This is a genomic window from Pusillibacter faecalis, from assembly GCF_018408705.1.
GTDB lineage: Bacteria > Bacillota > Clostridia > Oscillospirales > Oscillospiraceae > Oscillibacter > Oscillibacter faecalis.
Genome location: NZ_AP023420.1, coordinates 962,611 through 980,039, shown reverse-complemented (window position 1 = coordinate 980,039; position 17,429 = coordinate 962,611). Strand labels below are relative to the sequence as shown.

Sequence of the window (17,429 nt, the reverse complement as noted above, 5' to 3'; positions counted from 1 at the left end):
CGACAGATATAGTATCAGGAGGAGAGTATATGAGAAAAAGACTTTGTGCAGCTGTGCTGGCCATGGTCATGACACTTGGAATTCTGACGATTCCGTCAGGTGCGGCTGACACCACCAGATTTTCCGACGTGTCGGACCGGAGCACGGCTCTGGCGGTGGAAACCCTGCGGCTGATGGGAGTTCTGGACGGATACAGTGACGGTACCTTTCGGCCCAACCAACAGTTGACCCGGGCCCAGTTTTGCAAAATGGCAGTGTATGCCCTGGGCGCGGAGAATGAGCTGGGACTCTATAACACCATCACGGTGTTCCCGGATGTGAAGCCCTCTCACTGGGCTGCGGGTTACATCAATATGGCGGCCAAGGGCAAGGAGATCATCGCCGGCTATCCGGACGGTCGTTTTTATCCCGATCGAACCGTTACCGTGGGACAGGCGGTTACGATTCTCCTGCGCCTTCTGGGCTACAAGGATGACAAAATCGGCGGCGTGTGGCCGGACAGCTATATGGCCATGGCATCTGTCGCCGGATTGACGGAGGGCATGACGGTCAGCGGCAGCGCACCGCTGACTCGCGCCCAAGCTGCGCGGTTGTTTGTAAACCTTCTGCAGGCAGATTCTGCGGGAGAGGGAGGCGTAGAGTACACGCTGAGCGAGGAGACAGAGCTTCTCTCTGTGGATGGCAGCACCGGTCAGATGAAGACCACAAAGGAGACCTATACCATGGCACACCCTGTGGCCTCCACTTCTTTGGTGGGTGCCAAAGGCTATGTGGTCTCTATGAACGGCAAGGCACTGACATTCCTGCCCCTTACCAGCGGCAATGCCGGTACGGCATCCTCGGCCATTGTGGTCTATGAGGACGGTTCTGCTGCCGGCTTTGGCGCACTGGCAGGCAACAATACCTACACCATCTACAAAAACGGAACCCTGGCAACCGTAAAGGATCTGCGGAAGCATGACGTGGCAACCTACAGCTCTGCAACCAACACCATCCGGGTCTGCGACACTCGTGTAACGGTGTATTACGAGGCCTGCACGCCCAATCCCAGTGCTCCGACTAAGATTACGGTGCTGGGCGGTACGGAGCTGAGCGTCCTGCCCTCTGCGCTGGACACACTCTCAAAATTCAAGCCCGGCGACCAGATGACGCTGCTGCTGACGGCAGACGGCCAAGTGGCAGGCGCTGTGCAGTCCAACGGTACAAACGGGGCCCGCGGCAATGCAGTCGGCGTGGTCTCTGACAGTGGCACGGTTCAAATGTTCTGCGGCGGCACGACCGTTTCCCTGGCAGGCTCTGCTGATGGCGCATTCAACGGCCAGGTGGTGCGGATTTCCTCTACCAGCTCGGCAGGCGTCTCTCTGTCCAAGCTCAGCGGCGGATTGAACGGCGACCTGGATGTAAGCGGCAGGAAGCTGGGGAACCGGAATTTGGCGGAGAATGTGATGGTCTTCATGGACGGCTCGCTGATTAACCTCAGCCAGCTGACCAGCGGCAGCGTGCCCAGCGGCGAAATTACCTACGCAAGGGCTAACTGGGCCGGCGAGGTCGATCTGATTGTTCTCAGAGGCAGCCGTGACAGCACTACCATCTATGGCCGGGTGTTCTGGACTGTGGATGACGAGGATCAGGACTGCATCGGCGTGGAATACGGCAATGGTGACAGCGGTCGAACCAAAGCATTCCATATGCGCTACAACTTCCAGGGCGGAGATTATGTGGCCGCAACCATCAACCGCGGCGGCACTGGATTTTCCAGCATGGTGGCGCTCAACGAGCTGGCCAACGTGTCCAAGAGCGCATGGATTGAAAAGAGCTCGGTTCTTGTTGGCGGTCGGAGCTATACAGTACCTGCCAATGTTCTATGCTACAACCGGGACAGCAATAGCTGGATCACGCTGGACGCGGCGCTGGATTACGCGGACACCGCAAACCTTTATGCCAGCAGTGACGGAATCATCCGCGTTGTTGAGGTCCGGCACAGCGCATAAGGAACGCTGAATATTTGTCCAAGACAAAAGAGAGCGGAGGCTTTGCCTCCGCTCTCTTTTAAGGTTGAATGGGGATAATGACCTTGGTAATATGATCTTCTTCGTTGATGATGTCCATGGGAGAGACGATGTACTCCTCAGAAATCGGGCCGGCCACACTGTAGCCTTGCTGGTTGAGCCACTTGATGGCCCGAGCGTGAGTCTGAATGATTTCATCATTCCGGCCAATATGTAATGCGGTAACGGCCCGGAAGCCACCAAATTGCTTGCACTCCGGCCGGTCCCGGGTCTCATTGACCCGAACGCTGATCTCCAGGTCGCAGTCAGTTTTAAAAAACTGCTCCAGAGGATTGTTGTGGTAGGTCAGAATCACTGGCCCCACGACCCGCAGCTTCTGCTGAGAGACCATTTGAAATAGCTCCAGCCATCGCTCCACAGATACATCCGTATTCTTATAGTTTTTTTTGAGTCGGCGGGTAAAAAGTACCGTGGAAACCGGAATATCCTCCACTCGGATTTCCTCTGTGGACCAGCTGGCATGGCCAGTCTCCAAAATATTATGCCCCATATTCAAACGGTCCAGCAGCATCTTTCCCTCGCTGTACTGGTTATTGAGGTCTTCAATAGCCTGGCTGATGCCCTGGAGCCGCTCCTGAATACATTTCCCCATAGCAGCGGAATCCCGGCTGGAAATAATTTCGTGAATTTCCTTCAGAGGGATTCCCAGAAGCTTGAGCTTGCGGATGATGAAGAGCGTCAAGATCTGGTCCTGAGTGTAGTAGCGGTAATTGCTCTCGTCCTTGCGGTATTCCGGAACCAGAAGACCGATCTTATCATAATACCGCAGAGTTTTGATAGGAACACAGCACAGTGTGGAGACTTTTCCGATCGAATAATAGCTCTTTCCTTCAGATATCAACTGGTTCGCTCCTTCCCGCCTTGTGCGATATTTTGCCTTTAATTTTCAGTATAACATAATTCTCGTCATGACTTCAACAGGAAAACGATATTTTCAGTACAGAAGGTTTTTGTAATATATATCAATAAAAACACAAATTGTTCTCCTTGATTTTATAAAAGATTGACAATCTGTGGAAAATATTGTATGATTCTAATAACGCTACGGCGGGAAATTTCAGAAAGAGAGGGAACTAATATGAAACAAGCACGGAAATTTGTGACAAGCCTTTTGGCCGTCCTGCTTCTCTTCAGCACGTTAACTGTGGGTTTCGCGGCTGAGGAACAGGCGGTTGCCGTTGATTTCGAGGATATCCCCGGTATTATCGTCGGCAACTGGACAGACACGAAAAATGGTACCGGCTGTACGGCAATTATTGTGGATGATCCCGCCGGCGGTGTTGCTGGCGTTGATGTCCGCGGAGGATCTCCCGCAACCCGGGAAACGGACCTGTTGGACCCTACAAAAGAGGTGCAGATTGCCAATGCCATTTGCCTTTCCGGAGGAAGCGCATTCGGCTTGGATGCTGCCGGCGGTGTGCAGCAGTATCTGGAGGAAAAGGGATATGGCGTAGATGTAGGCGCCACAGTGGTGCCGATTGTTCCCTCCGCATGCCTGTTTGATCTGGGCTATATCAATCACAAGGTCCGTCCAGGCAAGGCTGAGGGATATGCAGCTGCCAAGGCCGCCTTTGACGGCGTGGAGTGGAAAGACGGCAATACCGGCGCGGGCACTGGTGCCACGGTGGGCAAGGGTACTGCGGGAGCCTCTTCTATGAAGGGCGGTTTGGGTTCCTTTGCATTTAAGATGGGAGACCTGTATGTGGGCGCGATTGTGGCGGTAAACGCGGTTGGCAATATTGTTGATCCTGATACCGGCAAAGTGATTGCGGGCTCTTACGACAAGGAAAACAACATGTTCATTGACAAGGAAGCCTCCATGATGAATGACCCAGAAGCCAACGAGTCGCTGAATCCAGCCACCAATACCACCATCGGCTGTATTGTCACCAATGCAAAACTGAACCAGGCACAGGTGAATAAGCTGGCTCAGGCCGCTCATGACGGGTATGCCCGCGCCATCTATCCCACCCATTGCCCCTCTGACGGCGACACCATTTTTGCGGTGGCATATGGGAATGTCACCACACAGGCACAGACATGGGACCAGGTTACTCCGGATCTGAATTTGATCAGTGTTTTGGCAGTCAATGCCATGGAGCGGGCCATTGTCAGCGCTGGCGCCAACGCCGAGACGCTGCCTGGCGCTCCCAATGTTGTTGGCGCTGCCTCCCTGGATACGCCGCCCGCTCAGCCTGTTTCCACAAACCGTGCGGTCATTGATGAGATTACCATTGACCCTGCTAAACATGTAAAAAATGCTGCGGTTTCCTCCGGTACTACATATACTGTAAAGGCGGGAGACTCTCTTTCCAAGATTGCGGAACAATTTGGCACAACCTATGAAGCTCTGGCACAGCTGAACCAGATCAAAGACCCCAATCTGATCTACGTGGGGCAGCAACTTCGGCTGCCGGTCTGATTTCGGCAAACCATACAAAAAGGTCTCCGTCCCTTTATGGGACGGAGACCTTTTAGATGTATCTGGATTAGAGAACGCCCTTTTCTTTCAGGGCAGCCACCTGCTCCTTGGTCATGCCTAGGCTGAGGAGAATGGCCTCGTTGTCCTCGCCCAGCTGGGGCGCGGGCTTCTGGCACTCGTCAGGCTCGCCATGAATCTTGATGGGGGTGCCGGGAATTCGGATCTCTTCGTTCATGCCGGGCTGATAGACGGTCCAGAGCATGTTGCGCTCCTTGGTCTGGGGATGCTCAGCGGCCTCGGGAATCGTCTGAATCCGGCCAAAGGGAATCTTCAGGCCGGAGATGATCTCCTCCAGCTCATCCACCGTCTTGGTGGTGGTCCAGGCCTCAATCTCAGACTTCAGATCAGGCAAATAGTTGTCGCAGCGATCCACGTTGGTGACGTACCGGGGATCGGTGATCAGCTCGGGACGGCCCATAGCGCCGCAGAGGTCCGCATACATCTTGTCGGTGCCGCAGCCCATGACAAAATCGCCGTCCTTGGCGTGGAAGGAGTCAAAGGGAGCAATGGAGGGGTCCTGGTTGCCGGCCCGGTGAGGAGTCTTGCCAGCAATGGTGTACTCCACCACGAAGTTCTCCATAACAGAGAAGAGGGTGTCCATCATGGCAACGTCTACCCGGCGGCCCACACCGGTCTTTTCCCGCTCATACAGGGCCATCAGGATGCCCATGCAGAGGTAGGCACCGGAGTAGTTGTCACCGACAGAGGGACCGATCTTGCACGGAGGGCCATCCTGGAAGCCAGTGACGCTCATCATGCCGCTCATAGCCTGGGCTACAATATCGTAGGCGGGCCGGGCGGCCAGATCGCCGGTCAGACCAAAGCCACTGATGGAACCGTAGATGATGCGGGGGTTGATCTCCTTCATCTTCTCATAGGGGAAACCCAGACGCTCCAACACGCCAACCTTGTAGTTCTCGCAGACCACATCGGCGGTCTTGAGCAGCTCGGTAAAGATCTGCTTGCCCTCCTCGGTCTTGAGGTTCAGGGTCATGCCCTTCTTGTTGCGGTTGACATAGGCGTAGTAGCCGCTGAAGCCGTTTTCCATGGGGCCCCAGCCGCGGGTCTGATCGCCTGCGCACGGAGTCTCAATTTTGATGACTTCGGCGCCGTGGTCAGCCAGGTTCATGGTGCAGAACGGGCCACTGTAAGCCTGAGTCAGGTCCAAGACGCGAATGCCTTCCAGGGGTCTCATCATAATTTCACCTTTTCTTTCTAAGAATTTCAGCCATAGGGAAAGAAATCACGCCCGCAGCTTTCGACTATGGCTGAATCAAAAGCTGGCGGCAGTGATCCGCGATCAAGGTCGGATTTCTAAATAAAACGCTGCCGCAGTAGCCGCCGAAACGCTTCATCGGCTTGCGGCGGGGCAGGGAAAAGGCTGTTCGGTTATCGTGGTGACAACCGAACAGCCTTCCGGAATCATGTTTATATCGCTGTCAGCAGCAACACAAAACGACTCGATTAGCGAACCTGGAACTTGGGATCGCCGAACTCGGGACGCTGCAGGTCCTTCTTGACCATCAGAGTGCCGGTGCCATAAGCGCACAGGATGGGCTCGGGATACACGTCAGCAGCGGAATCAGCCAGGCCCTTCTTGCCGTCGCGATCAGCCAGACCCATGACCTTGTGAGCCTCAAAGTGGCAGGTCAGAGAGGTGTTGCCAACCTTCTCGATCCAGCCGGAATACTCCATCCAGTCGCCGGAATACACAGGAGCGGTGTAACGGACCTCGGAATAGCCCACGAACAGGGACTCGTCGCCGAACAGACGGATCGCCAGCTCAGTGCCGACGTCGCCCCAAGCAGTAACAATGTGAGCGCCTTCCACCAGCTGGCCGGCATAGTGAGCATCGCCAGCAGACATACGATAACGCAGAACAACTTTCTCGCCAATCATGATAGAAATCCTCCTTAAAAAATTTCATGTAATCCGTTGGGGGGAGTATTCTGTGCCATCCCCTCAGCTCGTCTTTATTCTAGTGGCTACAGTTGATGGATGGTCAACCGGGAACTTTAAAAATTTTTGTGAAAAAAGAAACGGTTTTTTAAAAAACTGTACTCCTAGGGTAGAGTTTGAATTAGAAGAAAAATGTATTTTAGAAGAAAATTATTGAATTTATTATGTAATTTATACAGATAAATTAAGATTTTGCGAAGCTTTTTATATCTTTAAAGGGGGAGAGTTTTGGTAACGTATTGCAGGCAGCCGAGGCGCTGGGAACAGGCGTTCAGGACGTTTTTCCGGCCTTCGGCTTGACACTGTATCGTGAAATATTGTATAACTCTTGTTAAAGAATACCGGCAGGGAATCCCGGTCGGCAGCATGATGAAAATAGACTCACAAGGGTAGTGAGTGCAGGAGAGGTGAGGTATGGCAGACGAGCCAAAATATCCGGTTAAGACGGTGACAAAGGCGATTGAGATTATCAATTATCTGGCCCAGGATACGGGAAACCGCGGCATTGGAGTCAGCGAACTCAGCCGAGTCCTTGGTATGGGGAAGAGCACAGTCCACAGGTTGTTGGATACCTTGAGCTTTTATGGGTATGTAGAGCAGGATGGAGAGACCAATCAGTACCGTCTGGGCTGGGAGCTCTATAAAATCGGGCAGGTGGTTCCCCAACAGAACCAGCTGCTGAATCTGAATCCCGGCTACATTTTGGAGTTGAGCCGCAAGACGCGGGCCACGGTCAACCTTGGGATTTTAAAGCGTGGGGAGATCTTGATTATCTCGAAGATTGAGGGCGCCTATGACAGCACACATATCAGCGTGCGTCCAGGGGAGTATGAGGCGATTCACGCAACCGGCATGGGCAAGGTCATGATTTCGGAGATGGACGAGGAGGAGATCTGGGGGCTTTTTGGCGGACGGGAGACCCTGATACCTTATACGCCCAACACCATCACCAGCCTCCCGCAGCTGATGCGGGAGGAGGCCCGGGTGCGGGAGAGCGGTTATGCGGTGGATGCGGAGGAGTATTGCATCGGCCTGTACTGCATTGCCATGCCGATTCGGGATTATACAGGACAAATTGTCGCCGCAGTCAGCGTCAGCACACCGTCCGGCCTGATGGACGAGGACAGAAAAAAGCTGATTTTAGAAGCTCTGAGCAAATGCTCGCGGGATATCTCCAGGAGTCTGGGCTACCAGGAGAAATGAGTGGAGCGATTCTCCCAATTCTGAACAAGGACCTGATTCTTTTTAGAATCAGGTCCTTGTTGGCATTAGGAGGAATCTTTAGGCCTTCCACTGTGGAGGGGCACGAAATATGCACTTCCAATATGCTGTAAAAGGGGCGTCTGCTTGGCTGTATTGGCTTCCGAAAAAAGAGCCTCGTTTCCGTAGAACTCCCTGAAAGCTGCGCTGAGGCTTGTGGGGAAAAGCGCTCAGTTCAGAAAATCCTTCAGCTTTTTGCTGCGGCTGGGATGGCGCAGCTTTCGCAGAGCCTTGGCCTCAATCTGGCGGATGCGCTCCCGGGTGACATTGAACTCCTTGCCCACCTCTTCCAGAGTCCGGGTGCGGCCGTCTTCAATGCCGAAGCGGAGCTTGAGCACCTTTTCCTCCCGGGGGGTCAGGGTGGAGAGAACGTCCATTAGCTGCTCCTTGAGGAGGGTAAAGCTGGCGGCTTCGCTGGGTTCGCTGGCTCCCTCGTCCGGAATGAAGTCCCCCAGATGAGAGTCCTCCTCCTCACCGATGGGAGTCTCCAGAGAGACAGGCTCCTGGGCGATCTTCAAAATTTCCCGCACCTTTTCTACGGGCATGTTCATTTCAGCGGCGATTTCGTTGGGGGAGGGGTCGTGACCCAGCTCCTGGAGCAGCTGCCGGCTGACTCGGATGACCTTGTTGATGGTCTCAACCATGTGTACAGGAATGCGGATGGTGCGGGCCTGGTCGGCGATGGCACGGGTGATGGCCTGGCGAATCCACCAGGTGGCATAGGTGGAGAATTTGAAGCCCTTCGTATAGTCGAATTTTTCCACGGCCTTGATCAGTCCCAGGTTGCCCTCCTGAATCAAGTCCAAAAACAACATGCCGCGCCCCACATACCGTTTGGCGATGGAGACCACCAGACGCAGGTTGGCTTCCGCCAGCTTCTGCTTGGCGGCCTCTCCCGCACGGTAGTCCTTCCGCCAGGCCGCCTCCTGTTCCGGCGTGGCGTCCACTGGCTCGCCCGCCTCCCGGCAAGCCTTTAAATTTGCCAGCTGGGCTGTCGCCTCGTTGCCGGCGGTCAGCGCTTGGGCAAGGACAATTTCCTCGTCGGGAGAGAGCAGGGGGACCTTGCCGATTTCCTTGAGGTACATGCGGACCGGATCGTCGATGGAGAAATTATTGACCAGGGAGTTGGGGTCCACCAGCTCTTCCTCTTCAACCTCGGCAATCTCCTCAGCGGCAGGCTCATCATCCGGTAGCTCCGGCAGCAGCAGTTCCTCTTCCGCGCTGATGTCAATGTTCAGCGCTTCCAGGGAGTCGTACAGCTGGTCCATCTGTTCGCCTTCCAGATTGAGATCGTCCACGGCCTCCATCAACTCGGTGGACTCCAGTTTGCCCCGCTTTTTTCCCTTGGCCAGCAGCTCCCGCAGCTTTTCATTATTGATCAGCCATGAGGCGGCGGGCAGCGCGGCTACCTGTTTGTCGTCCAGGCGGATAATGCCGGCCTTTCTGGCCTCCTCATCCGTCATGACGGGCGCCGCCTTTGCACCCTCTGGAGTTCTGCTGTCTTTATTTGTCTGCCCGGCGGCGGACAGCAGAGCATCCGCCTGCCGCTCCAGCTCCTCCGAGGTAAAAGTTTCTTTTTTAGCCATGCCGCTTTCCTCCCTGTTTGTATTTTTCTGTTGCCGCCAGGAGGGGGTCGATGGTCCCGCCTCCGGCGCGCTTTTCCGCTTCTGTCTGTACAATGCGTATGTAATCCGCCAACGCTTGCCGGGCGTTCTGCGCCGACTCCGGCTGCTGGCAGACGGCAGTGATGTGGCTGGCCTCCTCCGGGTTCAACGAATCGAAAACTGTTCCAAGAGCCACGGGACGCCCCTCCTGCTTCGCCTGCCAGAGCAGGGAGTAAACCCGGCCCAGCAGAGGGGAGGAGAACTGCGACTCCAAAAGAGGCGGCTCCTGAGGAAAGAGACTGTCGTCCAGCAGAAGAAGCCGCAAAATTCCCTCCTCCGCCCGGGCGGAGCGGAGGTTTTCATATCGCAGCGAGCGCTCCCGGGGCTGTATTTGCGCGGCAGGGTTCAGGTCCCTGCGCAGCGCGGCCTTTTTCTCCCGGGCTGCACGCCGTTTGAAGGCCTGGCGAACCTCCAGCGTCATGGCCTCCGGCGAGATGCGGGCGGCCTCGGCGGCTCGTGCGGTGTAAATTTCCCGTTCCACAGCGTTTGGAAGGGAGGAGAGCAGCTGACTGATCTCCTCACAATAGGCGACGCGGGCCTCGTCGCTGGTGAGATCATATTTTCCGGCGACCTGGGCCATGCGGAACTCCACGCCGTTTTCGCTGCCGCTCAGCAGTCGTTCAAAAGCATCCGGCCCCTGGAACTTGATGAAGTCATCCGCGTCCTGCTTCACAGATTCGCCATCCACCAGGCGGCGGGGCAGCTGCAGAACCTTGACGGAGAACTCCGACTGGTCCAGAATCTGCAAGGCCCGCTCTGTGGCAATTTTCCCGGCGTTGTCATTGTCATAGCAGAGCACCAGCTCCTTGGTGAAACGGGCGAGAAGCCGGGTCTGCTCCACCGTCAGCGCCGTGCCCATGGAGGCCACGGCGTTGTCAAAGCCCGCCTGGTGCAGTGTCACAATATCCAGGTTCCCCTCACAGAGAATCATATTGGGACGCTTGGTCTTTTTTGCCAGGTTCAATCCATACAGAACCCGGCGTTTGCTGTAAACCGGCGTCTCCGAGGAGTTCATATATTTGGGTTCGGATTTGTCCAGCACCCGGCTGCCAAAAGCCACCACGTTGCCGCGGGTATCCACCACCGGCAGCATGAGCCGGTTCCGGAATTTGTCATAGAGGCCGCCGTTTTTATTTTGAACCACCAGGCCAGACTCCAGCAGCTCCGATTTTGTGTAGCCCTTTTTCGTCATGGCGGTCAGCAGCACATCCCAGGCGTCGGACGAGGCGCCCATGCCAAATTTGACTGCGGTAGCCTTTCGTATCTGGCGGCGGCTGAGATATTCCCGCACCGCTTCCCCCTCCGGCTGCTGCAGGAGCTGATAATAGAAGCGGGCGGCGTCCCGGTTCAGGTCCAGCAGCCGCTGGCGACGGCGGCCCTCCTCCCGGTCTCCCGCTTCCTCCGGCACCTCCATGCCGGCCCGCTTGGCCAGAAACCGAACCGCGTCGGGAAAGGAGAGGTTCTCCTCCTCCATGATGAAATTCACCACGCCGCCGCCCCGCTTGCAGCCAAAGCAGTAATAAATCTGCTTGTCCGGGGAGACGGAGAAAGATCCGGTTTTCTCGCTGTGGAAGGGACAAAGGCCAAAGAGATTGGCGCCCTTGCGTTGGAGCTGTACATAGCTGCCTATAACATCGACAATATCGCTGCGAGCAATCAGCTCGTCCAGAAAACTCTGGGGAAACGCCATGAAAGTCCCCTCCTTCCAGCCAGTTTAGCCAAAAACCATGTCCATCATACCAGGGAGTATTTTAGATATACCCCACGGATTTGGGATTTCCTCTTTTTTTGTACAAAATTTTTAAATTTTTTCTGCTGGTCCATTTACAGTGCGGAATGAGCGGCATACAATAGAGAGACTATTAGACGGGTCCGGCGCTGCACGGAGAAGACTGTTTGCGGCCTACGGGGAGGACAAGAGCTGAGTGCGGGGGTGATGCCATGTCGACTGAAATCTGGATCGTACTGCTGGAGCGGCGGCTGACCGAGGCGGAGGTTGGAATCCTGCTGGAAGGGACACCGTACCCTTGGCGGGAGCGTCTGCTGCGCGTTCGGGAGGCGGAAAAACGGCAGGCACCGCTGTGCGCCTATGCCTTGTTGCGTCTTGCCATATGGGAGCGCTGCGGACTGTATGAGTTGCCCCTGATTGCCCGGACAGACCTGGGGAAGCCCTACTTTCCGGAATGGCCGGGAGTTCATTTCAGTATCAGCCACACTGCCGCCGCCGCGATGGTGGGACTGTCGGAGAGGCCTGTGGGGGTGGATATTGAGAGAATTCGCCCAGTCAGTCGGCGGCTTTTGCGGGAAGTAGGGCCCTCGGAGGAGAGATTTTTTAAGACCTGGGTCCGGCGAGAAGCCCTGGTGAAGTGTAGCGGGCAGGGCGTCGGCGCCATGCTGCGGGGAGAACCGCCCTTGGAGGATGGCATGCACTACCATGAAATCTGTACAGCCTCCGGCTGCGCGGCGGGGGCGGCCACATGGGAAAGCGTTCCGCCACAGGTGCGGCGATATTCACTGGAGACTCTGCTAAAGTGCCTGCAAACAAAATAAAAGAGACGCCAAGGCGTCTCTTCGCAGCTTGTCGAAAAAAATTTTTCGACAAGCTGTCGGACTTTTTGCGCACCTTTCGCGGAGCCTCCGATGTCCGCTGTGGGGCGGTTCTGACCATGTTCCTGAGCCCTCACAGACCTGTACCGGGGAACAAAAAGACATTTTGACGTCCGCCCGGTTGCGGGGGATCACCCCGCCTGAAACCGGGCGCGATCCCGGTCAATCTGCTTTTGGTAGCGGTCCTGCTCTGAGAAAACGCAGCCGCAGTACTTCTGCATATAAAACCCCTTTTCCCGGGCCAGCTGATTTCCGGCGCGGAAATTGGGCCGGAAGTCCCGATAGAGGAAGGCGACGCCGTATTCTCTGGCATACCGCTCCGCAGCGCGGGCGATTCCATCGTGGTCCTGATATAAACTGGCCAGCAGGGTGGTGGTAAAGGCGGCAAAGCCGTGCTCTGCCGCATACTGGGCCGTGCCCTTCAGCCGGTGTTCGTAGCAGTATACGCAGCGCCGGTCTATATCGGCTGCCACATGGCGGACAAAATCCCGCAGGCCGTAGTCCTCCCGTACCCGCACCTCCATGCCGATGGTGGGGGCGTATTCCAAAAGGCAGTCCCGCCGGGCCTGGTATTCCTTCCAGGGATGAATATTGGGGTTATACCAGAACGCAACGGGCTCCAACCCCTCTGCACGCAAGGGGTCAATACAGGATAAAGAGCACGGCGCACAGCACGTGTGCATGAGTACGGTGTTCATGAATCTGCCTCACTTTATTTCTGTTTGAGACTACTATAACATATATTTTTGGGGAAACCAAGAGAAGAAAAAACGATTTTCTTAACGGTTTTTTTACAAAAATACCGATGATTGCCGATTGATCATTATATCGAAAGAGAGTAAAATAACCTTAACATGACATGAAGATGTCAGGCCGTTGCCAGCGCTGGGCCCAGCGGGACGGCGGTTTACCCGAAGGAGGCAAGAAACCCTGTGAAAGTTGGCTTGGACGTAGGTTCCACCACGATTAAGTGCGTGGTGCTGGATGATACGGACCATATCATATACAGTACATATGAGCGGCACCTCAGTCATATTTTGGAAAAGTCCGAGGAGCTTCTGCGCCGGGTGGCGGCGCAGTACACGCCTCAGGCTCAACTGGCCATCTCTGGCTCTGCCGGCATGGGCATGGCGGAGAGTGTGCAGATTCCCTTTGTGCAGGAAGTCTACGCCACCCGCGTGGCAGCGGGGCGGCTGGCACCCGGCACGGACTGCATCATTGAGCTGGGCGGGGAGGATGCGAAAATCCTGTTCCTGACCAATGGCGTCGAGGTCCGCATGAATGGTTCCTGCGCCGGTGGTACCGGCGCTTTTATTGATCAGATGGCGACCCTTTTAAAAATGGGGGCCGATGAGATGGACATCGCTGCACAAAAAGCCGAAAAGACCTATACCATTGCTTCCCGATGCGGCGTCTTTGCCAAGAGCGATATTCAACCCCTCATCAACCAGGGTGCTAAGGCACCAGACATTGCCGCCAGCATTTATCAGGCGGTGGTGAATCAGACCATCGCAGGGTTGGCCCAGGGCCGGCCTATCTGCGGGCAGGTGCTGTATCTGGGCGGGCCGCTGACCTTCTCCCGCTGCTTGCGGGAGAGCTTTGACCACACGCTGGGAGTCCGGGGAATTTGTCCGGAGAACAGTCTTTTGTTTGTGGCGCTGGGCGCGGCCTATTATGCCGATCAGGAGTTTGATCTTACGGCTGTAGCAGACCGGCTGCGGCTTCATGGCGCCTCGGAGACCTATCGGAGTCATCCGCCGCTGTTTGCAAACCGGGAGGAATATGAGGCCTTCCATGCCCGCCACGCAAAGGCCGCTGTGCCGCGGGTCCCCTTTGGAGCGGACTACAGCGCGCCGGTACATATCGGTATTGACTCCGGCTCCACCACGGTAAAGCTGGCGGTGATTGACCAAGAGGCGCGGCTGCTGTTTACAGACTACCGGCCCAACCTGGGAAACCCCGTCCCCTTGATCCGGGAAGTGCTTCAAAAGCTTTACGAGGAGCATCCCGCCCTGCATGTTGCCTCTGTGACTACCACTGGCTATGGTGAGGATTTGACCCAAAACGCTTTCCACACGGATTACGGCGTGGTGGAGACCGTGGCCCACTTTACTGCGGCCCGGCATTTCCTGCCCAACGTGGACTTTATCATCGACATCGGCGGCCAGGACATGAAGTGTTTCAAGATTGACCACGGCGCCATCAGCGACATCTTCCTGAACGAGGCATGCTCCTCTGGCTGCGGAAGCTTCCTGCAGACCTTTGCCCAGGCTTTGGGCAGGGATATCAAGGATTTTGCCCAGCTGGGGCTTTTTGCCAAGCGCCCGGTGGATCTGGGCAGCCGCTGTACAGTTTTTATGAACTCCAGCGTGAAACAGGCTCAAAAGGATGGCGCCACGATTGAAAATATCTCTGCGGGTCTATCCATTTCCGTGGTGAAAAACGCCATCTACAAGGTGATCCGCGCCGCCTCGCCTGAGGAGCTGGGCCGGAACATCGTGGTGCAGGGCGGCACCTTTTATAACGAGGCGGTGCTGAGAGCCTTTGAAAAGGAGATGGGCGTGGAGGTGGTCCGCCCCGATATCGCGGGTCTGATGGGCGCCTATGGCGCGGCGCTGTACGGAAAGGGCAGAGCCCGGGCGGACCAGGTCAGCACCGTGCTGGACCGGGAGGCCCTGGCCGGATTTCGACAGGAGACGGAAAGCCGGCAGTGCGGGCTATGCGGCAACAACTGTCAGCTGACGGTCAATACCTTTGCCGACGGAGCTACATTCATCAGCGGTAACCGCTGTGACCGTCCCATCACCGGCAAGGCGGATGACGGAGCGTGGAACCTATATGCATACAAGCGGAAGCTGATTTTGGGCTACAAGCCTGTCCCCGGCCGGCGAGGCAAGATCGGGCTGCCCCTGTGCCTGAACTTTTGGGAGCTGCTTCCCTTCTGGCACACGTTTTTTACAAAGCTGGGCTTTACTGTGTACCACAGTCCCTTCAGCAGCCGAAACCTGTATGTGCAGGGACAGGGCACCATTCCAAGCGATACGGTCTGCTTCCCTGCGAAGCTGGCCCACGGGCATATCCAGTTCCTCTCCAAGCTAGGGGTGGACGCCATCTTCTATCCCTGTATGACGTATAATGTAGATGAAGGGCTGGGGGATAACCACTATAACTGTCCGGTGGTGGCCTATTATCCGGAGGTGATCGCCGGCAACTGCCCGGAGGTTCAGGAGGGTGGAACCAAGTTCATCTATGATTATGTGGGGATTCACCGCCCCAAGGATTTTAGCAGAAAGATCTTTGAGATTCTCCGGAAGACCTTCCCGGATCTCACCAAGCAGGAAGTCCGGGAAGCCGCAGACGCGGCCTATGCCGAATATGCAAATCACATGGCTCTGCTTCGGAAAGAGGGAGGACGCATGATGGAGCGAGCCAGGGCTGAGGGACGCCGGATCATTGTGCTGGCGGGCCGGCCCTACCACGTGGACCCGGAAATTAACCACGGCATCGACACCCTGATCACGCAGTTCGGCGCGGCGGTTGTGACGGAGGACTCGGTCTCGGACCAGGTAGAGAGATTTCCAACCACTGTGCTGAACCAGTGGACCTATCACTCCCGGCTGTATGCGGCGGCCAAATACTGCTGTACCCACCGGGACTGCGACCTGGTGCAGCTGGTATCCTTTGGCTGCGGGCTGGATGCCATCACGACAGATGAGACCAGAGAGATTCTGCACGCCGGAGGCAAGCTGTACACCCAACTGAAAATTGACGAGATCACCAATCTGGGTGCGGTGCGGATTCGCCTGCGGAGCCTGTTCGCAGCGTTGGACGAACAGAAGGAGGCTTGAGATATGAACACAGACTATACCAATTATCCCAAATTTACCCCGGAGATGAAAAAGACTCACACCATTTTGATTCCCAACATGGCCCCGGTCCAGTTCCGCATTCTGGCCGCGGTGATGAGGCAAGCCGGTTACCGGTGTGAACTGCTGGAGAACTGCGGCAGCCAGGTGTGCGAGCTGGGGCTCAAATACGTTCACAACGATACCTGCTATCCGGCGCTGTTGGTGATCGGACAGTTTTTGGATGCGCTGGGCTCCGGGAAATATGATCTGGACCACACTGCCCTGATTATTACTCAGACTGGCGGTGGGTGTCGGGCCTCCAACTATATCCACCTGCTGCGCAAGGCTCTGGTCAAGGCCGGCTATCCCCAGGTGCCGGTGGTGAGTTTGAATTTTTCGGGTCTGGAGAAGGATTCCGGATTCCCCATTACGCTGCCGCTGGTGCGCAGGATGCTGGCTGCGGTCTATTACGGCGACCTGCTGGTGGCCCTGCGTGCTCAGACAGAGCCCTATGAAATGGCACAGGGCACGGCTGAGGCTAGACAGGAAAAGTGGCTGGACACCATCTGCGGCTGGATTGGAGATAATCGCGGTTGCTCCGGCGGCGAGATTCGTACCGCCATGCGGGAGATGGCGGCCGATTTTGCGGCCATCCCGGTTCACCGGACCCCCAAAGTCAAGGTGGGGGTTGTGGGTGAAATTTACGTCAAGCACTCGCCTTTGGGCAACAACGACCTGGAGAAATTTTTGGCCTCCCAGGGGTGTGAGGTCAATATTCCAGGTCTTATGGGGATGATTCAGTACAGCACCTACAACCTGTCTGAGACGGCACGGCTGTATGGCGGGACGGTTCTTGAAAAAATGGGCTCTGGTGTGGGGCTCAAGTACATTGAGCAGATGGAGAGCGCGATGATCCGCGCCCTGAAGGAAAATGGTTTCCACGCCCCGCTCCCCTTCAGGGAGCTGACGAAGCTGGCCGACGGCATCATCGGCCGGGGCAACAAAATGGGAGAGGGATGGCTGCTGACTGCCGAGATGGTGGAGTTGGTCCGGGCTGGCTATGAGAATATTGTCTGCGCACAGCCTTTCGGATGTCTGCCCAATCATATCTGCGGAAAGGGCATGATTAACCGTATCCGGGAACTCTATCCCCAGGCCAACATCACGCCCATTGACTACGATCCCGGCGCTACCCGGGTCAACCAGGAGAACCGGATTAAGCTGATGCTGGCGGTGGCGCGGGAACGGCTGGAGGAGCGGGCCGCGCCGCAGCAGCCGGAGGCTGCTCCCGCCCGGGGCGGCGCTCGTCGGGAACGGACGGCGCAAGCACTTCCCGTTTGATGAGGTGGCTCAAATTTTTCAACATTTATAACAGCGGGGCAGGCCCTTAAGGGCCTGCCCCCGCTTCTTCAAGCGCTGCCGGTTAGAGTACGGAAAACAGAGGGAGGCACGGGATGCCAGGAAGAGCGCCCTGGGTGCTGGAGAGCACCTGGCAGAAGTTTCGTCCGATCAAATGGAACTTTTAGAAAAAACTGTAAAA

The 17,429-nt window shown here is 56.2% G+C and carries 12 protein-coding genes; 6 read left to right on the top strand and 6 right to left on the bottom strand.

The window, feature by feature from the left end; translation table 11 throughout:
- The first annotated feature begins 29 nt into the window (after window positions 1-29).
- Window positions 30-1,991: an S-layer homology domain-containing protein gene (locus KJS55_RS05080; protein WP_187028107.1), complete on the top strand. Its 1,962-nt coding sequence runs from the start codon at window positions 30-32 to the stop codon at window positions 1,989-1,991.
- Between the two features lie 58 nt (window positions 1,992-2,049).
- On the opposite strand, the gene KJS55_RS05075 is transcribed toward KJS55_RS05080, so the two are convergent.
- Window positions 2,050-2,910, bottom strand: coding sequence for a MerR family transcriptional regulator (locus KJS55_RS05075; protein WP_187028108.1), 861 nt, complete (start codon window positions 2,908-2,910; stop codon window positions 2,050-2,052).
- A gap of 237 nt (window positions 2,911-3,147) precedes the next feature.
- Here KJS55_RS05075 and KJS55_RS05070 point away from each other — a divergent pair, with 237 nt between their 5' ends.
- Window positions 3,148-4,491, top strand: a complete 1,344-nt coding sequence (locus KJS55_RS05070) for a P1 family peptidase (protein ID WP_213542837.1) — start codon at window positions 3,148-3,150, stop codon at window positions 4,489-4,491.
- Window positions 4,492-4,558: 67 nt separating this feature from the next.
- On the opposite strand, the gene KJS55_RS05065 is transcribed toward KJS55_RS05070, so the two are convergent.
- Together KJS55_RS05065 and KJS55_RS05060 are read right to left on the bottom strand one after the other, a co-directional pair.
- Window positions 4,559-5,749 (bottom strand): CaiB/BaiF CoA transferase family protein, encoded by a 1,191-nt coding sequence (locus KJS55_RS05065; RefSeq protein WP_187028110.1) that lies wholly within the window; start codon window positions 5,747-5,749, stop codon window positions 4,559-4,561.
- A 266-nt stretch (window positions 5,750-6,015) separates the two neighbouring features.
- Window positions 6,016-6,450 carry a hotdog fold domain-containing protein gene (locus KJS55_RS05060; protein WP_187028111.1) on the bottom strand — a complete coding sequence of 145 codons (435 nt, stop codon included), beginning with the start codon at window positions 6,448-6,450 and terminating at the stop codon, window positions 6,016-6,018.
- A 474-nt stretch (window positions 6,451-6,924) separates the two neighbouring features.
- Here KJS55_RS05060 and KJS55_RS05055 point away from each other — a divergent pair, with 474 nt between their 5' ends.
- On the top strand, window positions 6,925-7,713 hold the full coding sequence (locus KJS55_RS05055; RefSeq protein ID WP_187028112.1) for an IclR family transcriptional regulator: 789 nt from the start codon (window positions 6,925-6,927) through the stop codon (window positions 7,711-7,713).
- A gap of 227 nt (window positions 7,714-7,940) precedes the next feature.
- Here the strand turns inward: KJS55_RS05055 and rpoD are convergent, their stop codons facing one another.
- A complete protein-coding gene (gene rpoD / locus KJS55_RS05050) occupies window positions 7,941-9,356 on the bottom strand; it encodes an RNA polymerase sigma factor RpoD (RefSeq protein WP_228300456.1) in 1,416 nt (471 codons plus the stop codon).
- Entirely contained in the window at window positions 9,349-11,124 is a 1,776-nt protein-coding gene (gene dnaG, locus KJS55_RS05045; protein WP_187028113.1) for a DNA primase, read from the bottom strand. The genes rpoD and dnaG overlap by 8 nt, the downstream gene beginning before the upstream one ends.
- A gap of 251 nt (window positions 11,125-11,375) precedes the next feature.
- Between dnaG and KJS55_RS05040 the strand changes: the two genes are divergently transcribed.
- Complete coding sequence (locus KJS55_RS05040; protein WP_213542836.1) at window positions 11,376-11,984, top strand: 4'-phosphopantetheinyl transferase family protein; 609 nt, start codon at window positions 11,376-11,378, stop codon at window positions 11,982-11,984.
- Between the two features lie 188 nt (window positions 11,985-12,172).
- Here the strand turns inward: KJS55_RS05040 and KJS55_RS05035 are convergent, their stop codons facing one another.
- Window positions 12,173-12,739 carry an epoxyqueuosine reductase QueH gene (locus KJS55_RS05035; RefSeq protein WP_187028115.1) on the bottom strand — a complete coding sequence of 189 codons (567 nt, stop codon included), beginning with the start codon at window positions 12,737-12,739 and terminating at the stop codon, window positions 12,173-12,175.
- A gap of 234 nt (window positions 12,740-12,973) precedes the next feature.
- On the opposite strand from KJS55_RS05035, the gene KJS55_RS05030 reads away from it, so the two are divergent.
- Together KJS55_RS05030 and KJS55_RS17560 are read left to right on the top strand one after the other, a co-directional pair.
- Window positions 12,974-15,889: an acyl-CoA dehydratase activase gene (locus KJS55_RS05030; RefSeq protein ID WP_187028116.1), complete on the top strand. Its 2,916-nt coding sequence runs from the start codon at window positions 12,974-12,976 to the stop codon at window positions 15,887-15,889.
- Window positions 15,890-15,892: 3 nt separating this feature from the next.
- A complete protein-coding gene (locus KJS55_RS17560) occupies window positions 15,893-17,230 on the top strand; it encodes a 2-hydroxyacyl-CoA dehydratase (protein ID WP_213542835.1) in 1,338 nt (445 codons plus the stop codon).
- Window positions 17,231-17,429 lie beyond the last annotated feature (199 nt).

Coding starts and splice junctions, on each gene's coding strand:
- dnaG (WP_187028113.1), bottom strand. CDS start 11,124: ATGGCGTTTCCCCAGAGTTTTCTGGACGAGCTGATTGCTCGCAGCGAT.
- KJS55_RS05065 (WP_187028110.1), bottom strand. CDS start 5,749: ATGATGAGACCCCTGGAAGGCATTCGCGTCTTGGACCTGACTCAGGCT.
- KJS55_RS05055 (WP_187028112.1), top strand. CDS start 6,925: ATGGCAGACGAGCCAAAATATCCGGTTAAGACGGTGACAAAGGCGATT.
- KJS55_RS05040 (WP_213542836.1), top strand. CDS start 11,376: ATGTCGACTGAAATCTGGATCGTACTGCTGGAGCGGCGGCTGACCGAG.
- KJS55_RS05080 (WP_187028107.1), top strand. CDS start 30: ATGAGAAAAAGACTTTGTGCAGCTGTGCTGGCCATGGTCATGACACTT.
- KJS55_RS05070 (WP_213542837.1), top strand. CDS start 3,148: ATGAAACAAGCACGGAAATTTGTGACAAGCCTTTTGGCCGTCCTGCTT.
- KJS55_RS05060 (WP_187028111.1), bottom strand. CDS start 6,450: ATGATTGGCGAGAAAGTTGTTCTGCGTTATCGTATGTCTGCTGGCGAT.
- KJS55_RS17560 (WP_213542835.1), top strand. CDS start 15,893: ATGAACACAGACTATACCAATTATCCCAAATTTACCCCGGAGATGAAA.
- KJS55_RS05035 (WP_187028115.1), bottom strand. CDS start 12,739: ATGAACACCGTACTCATGCACACGTGCTGTGCGCCGTGCTCTTTATCC.
- rpoD (WP_228300456.1), bottom strand. CDS start 9,356: ATGGCTAAAAAAGAAACTTTTACCTCGGAGGAGCTGGAGCGGCAGGCG.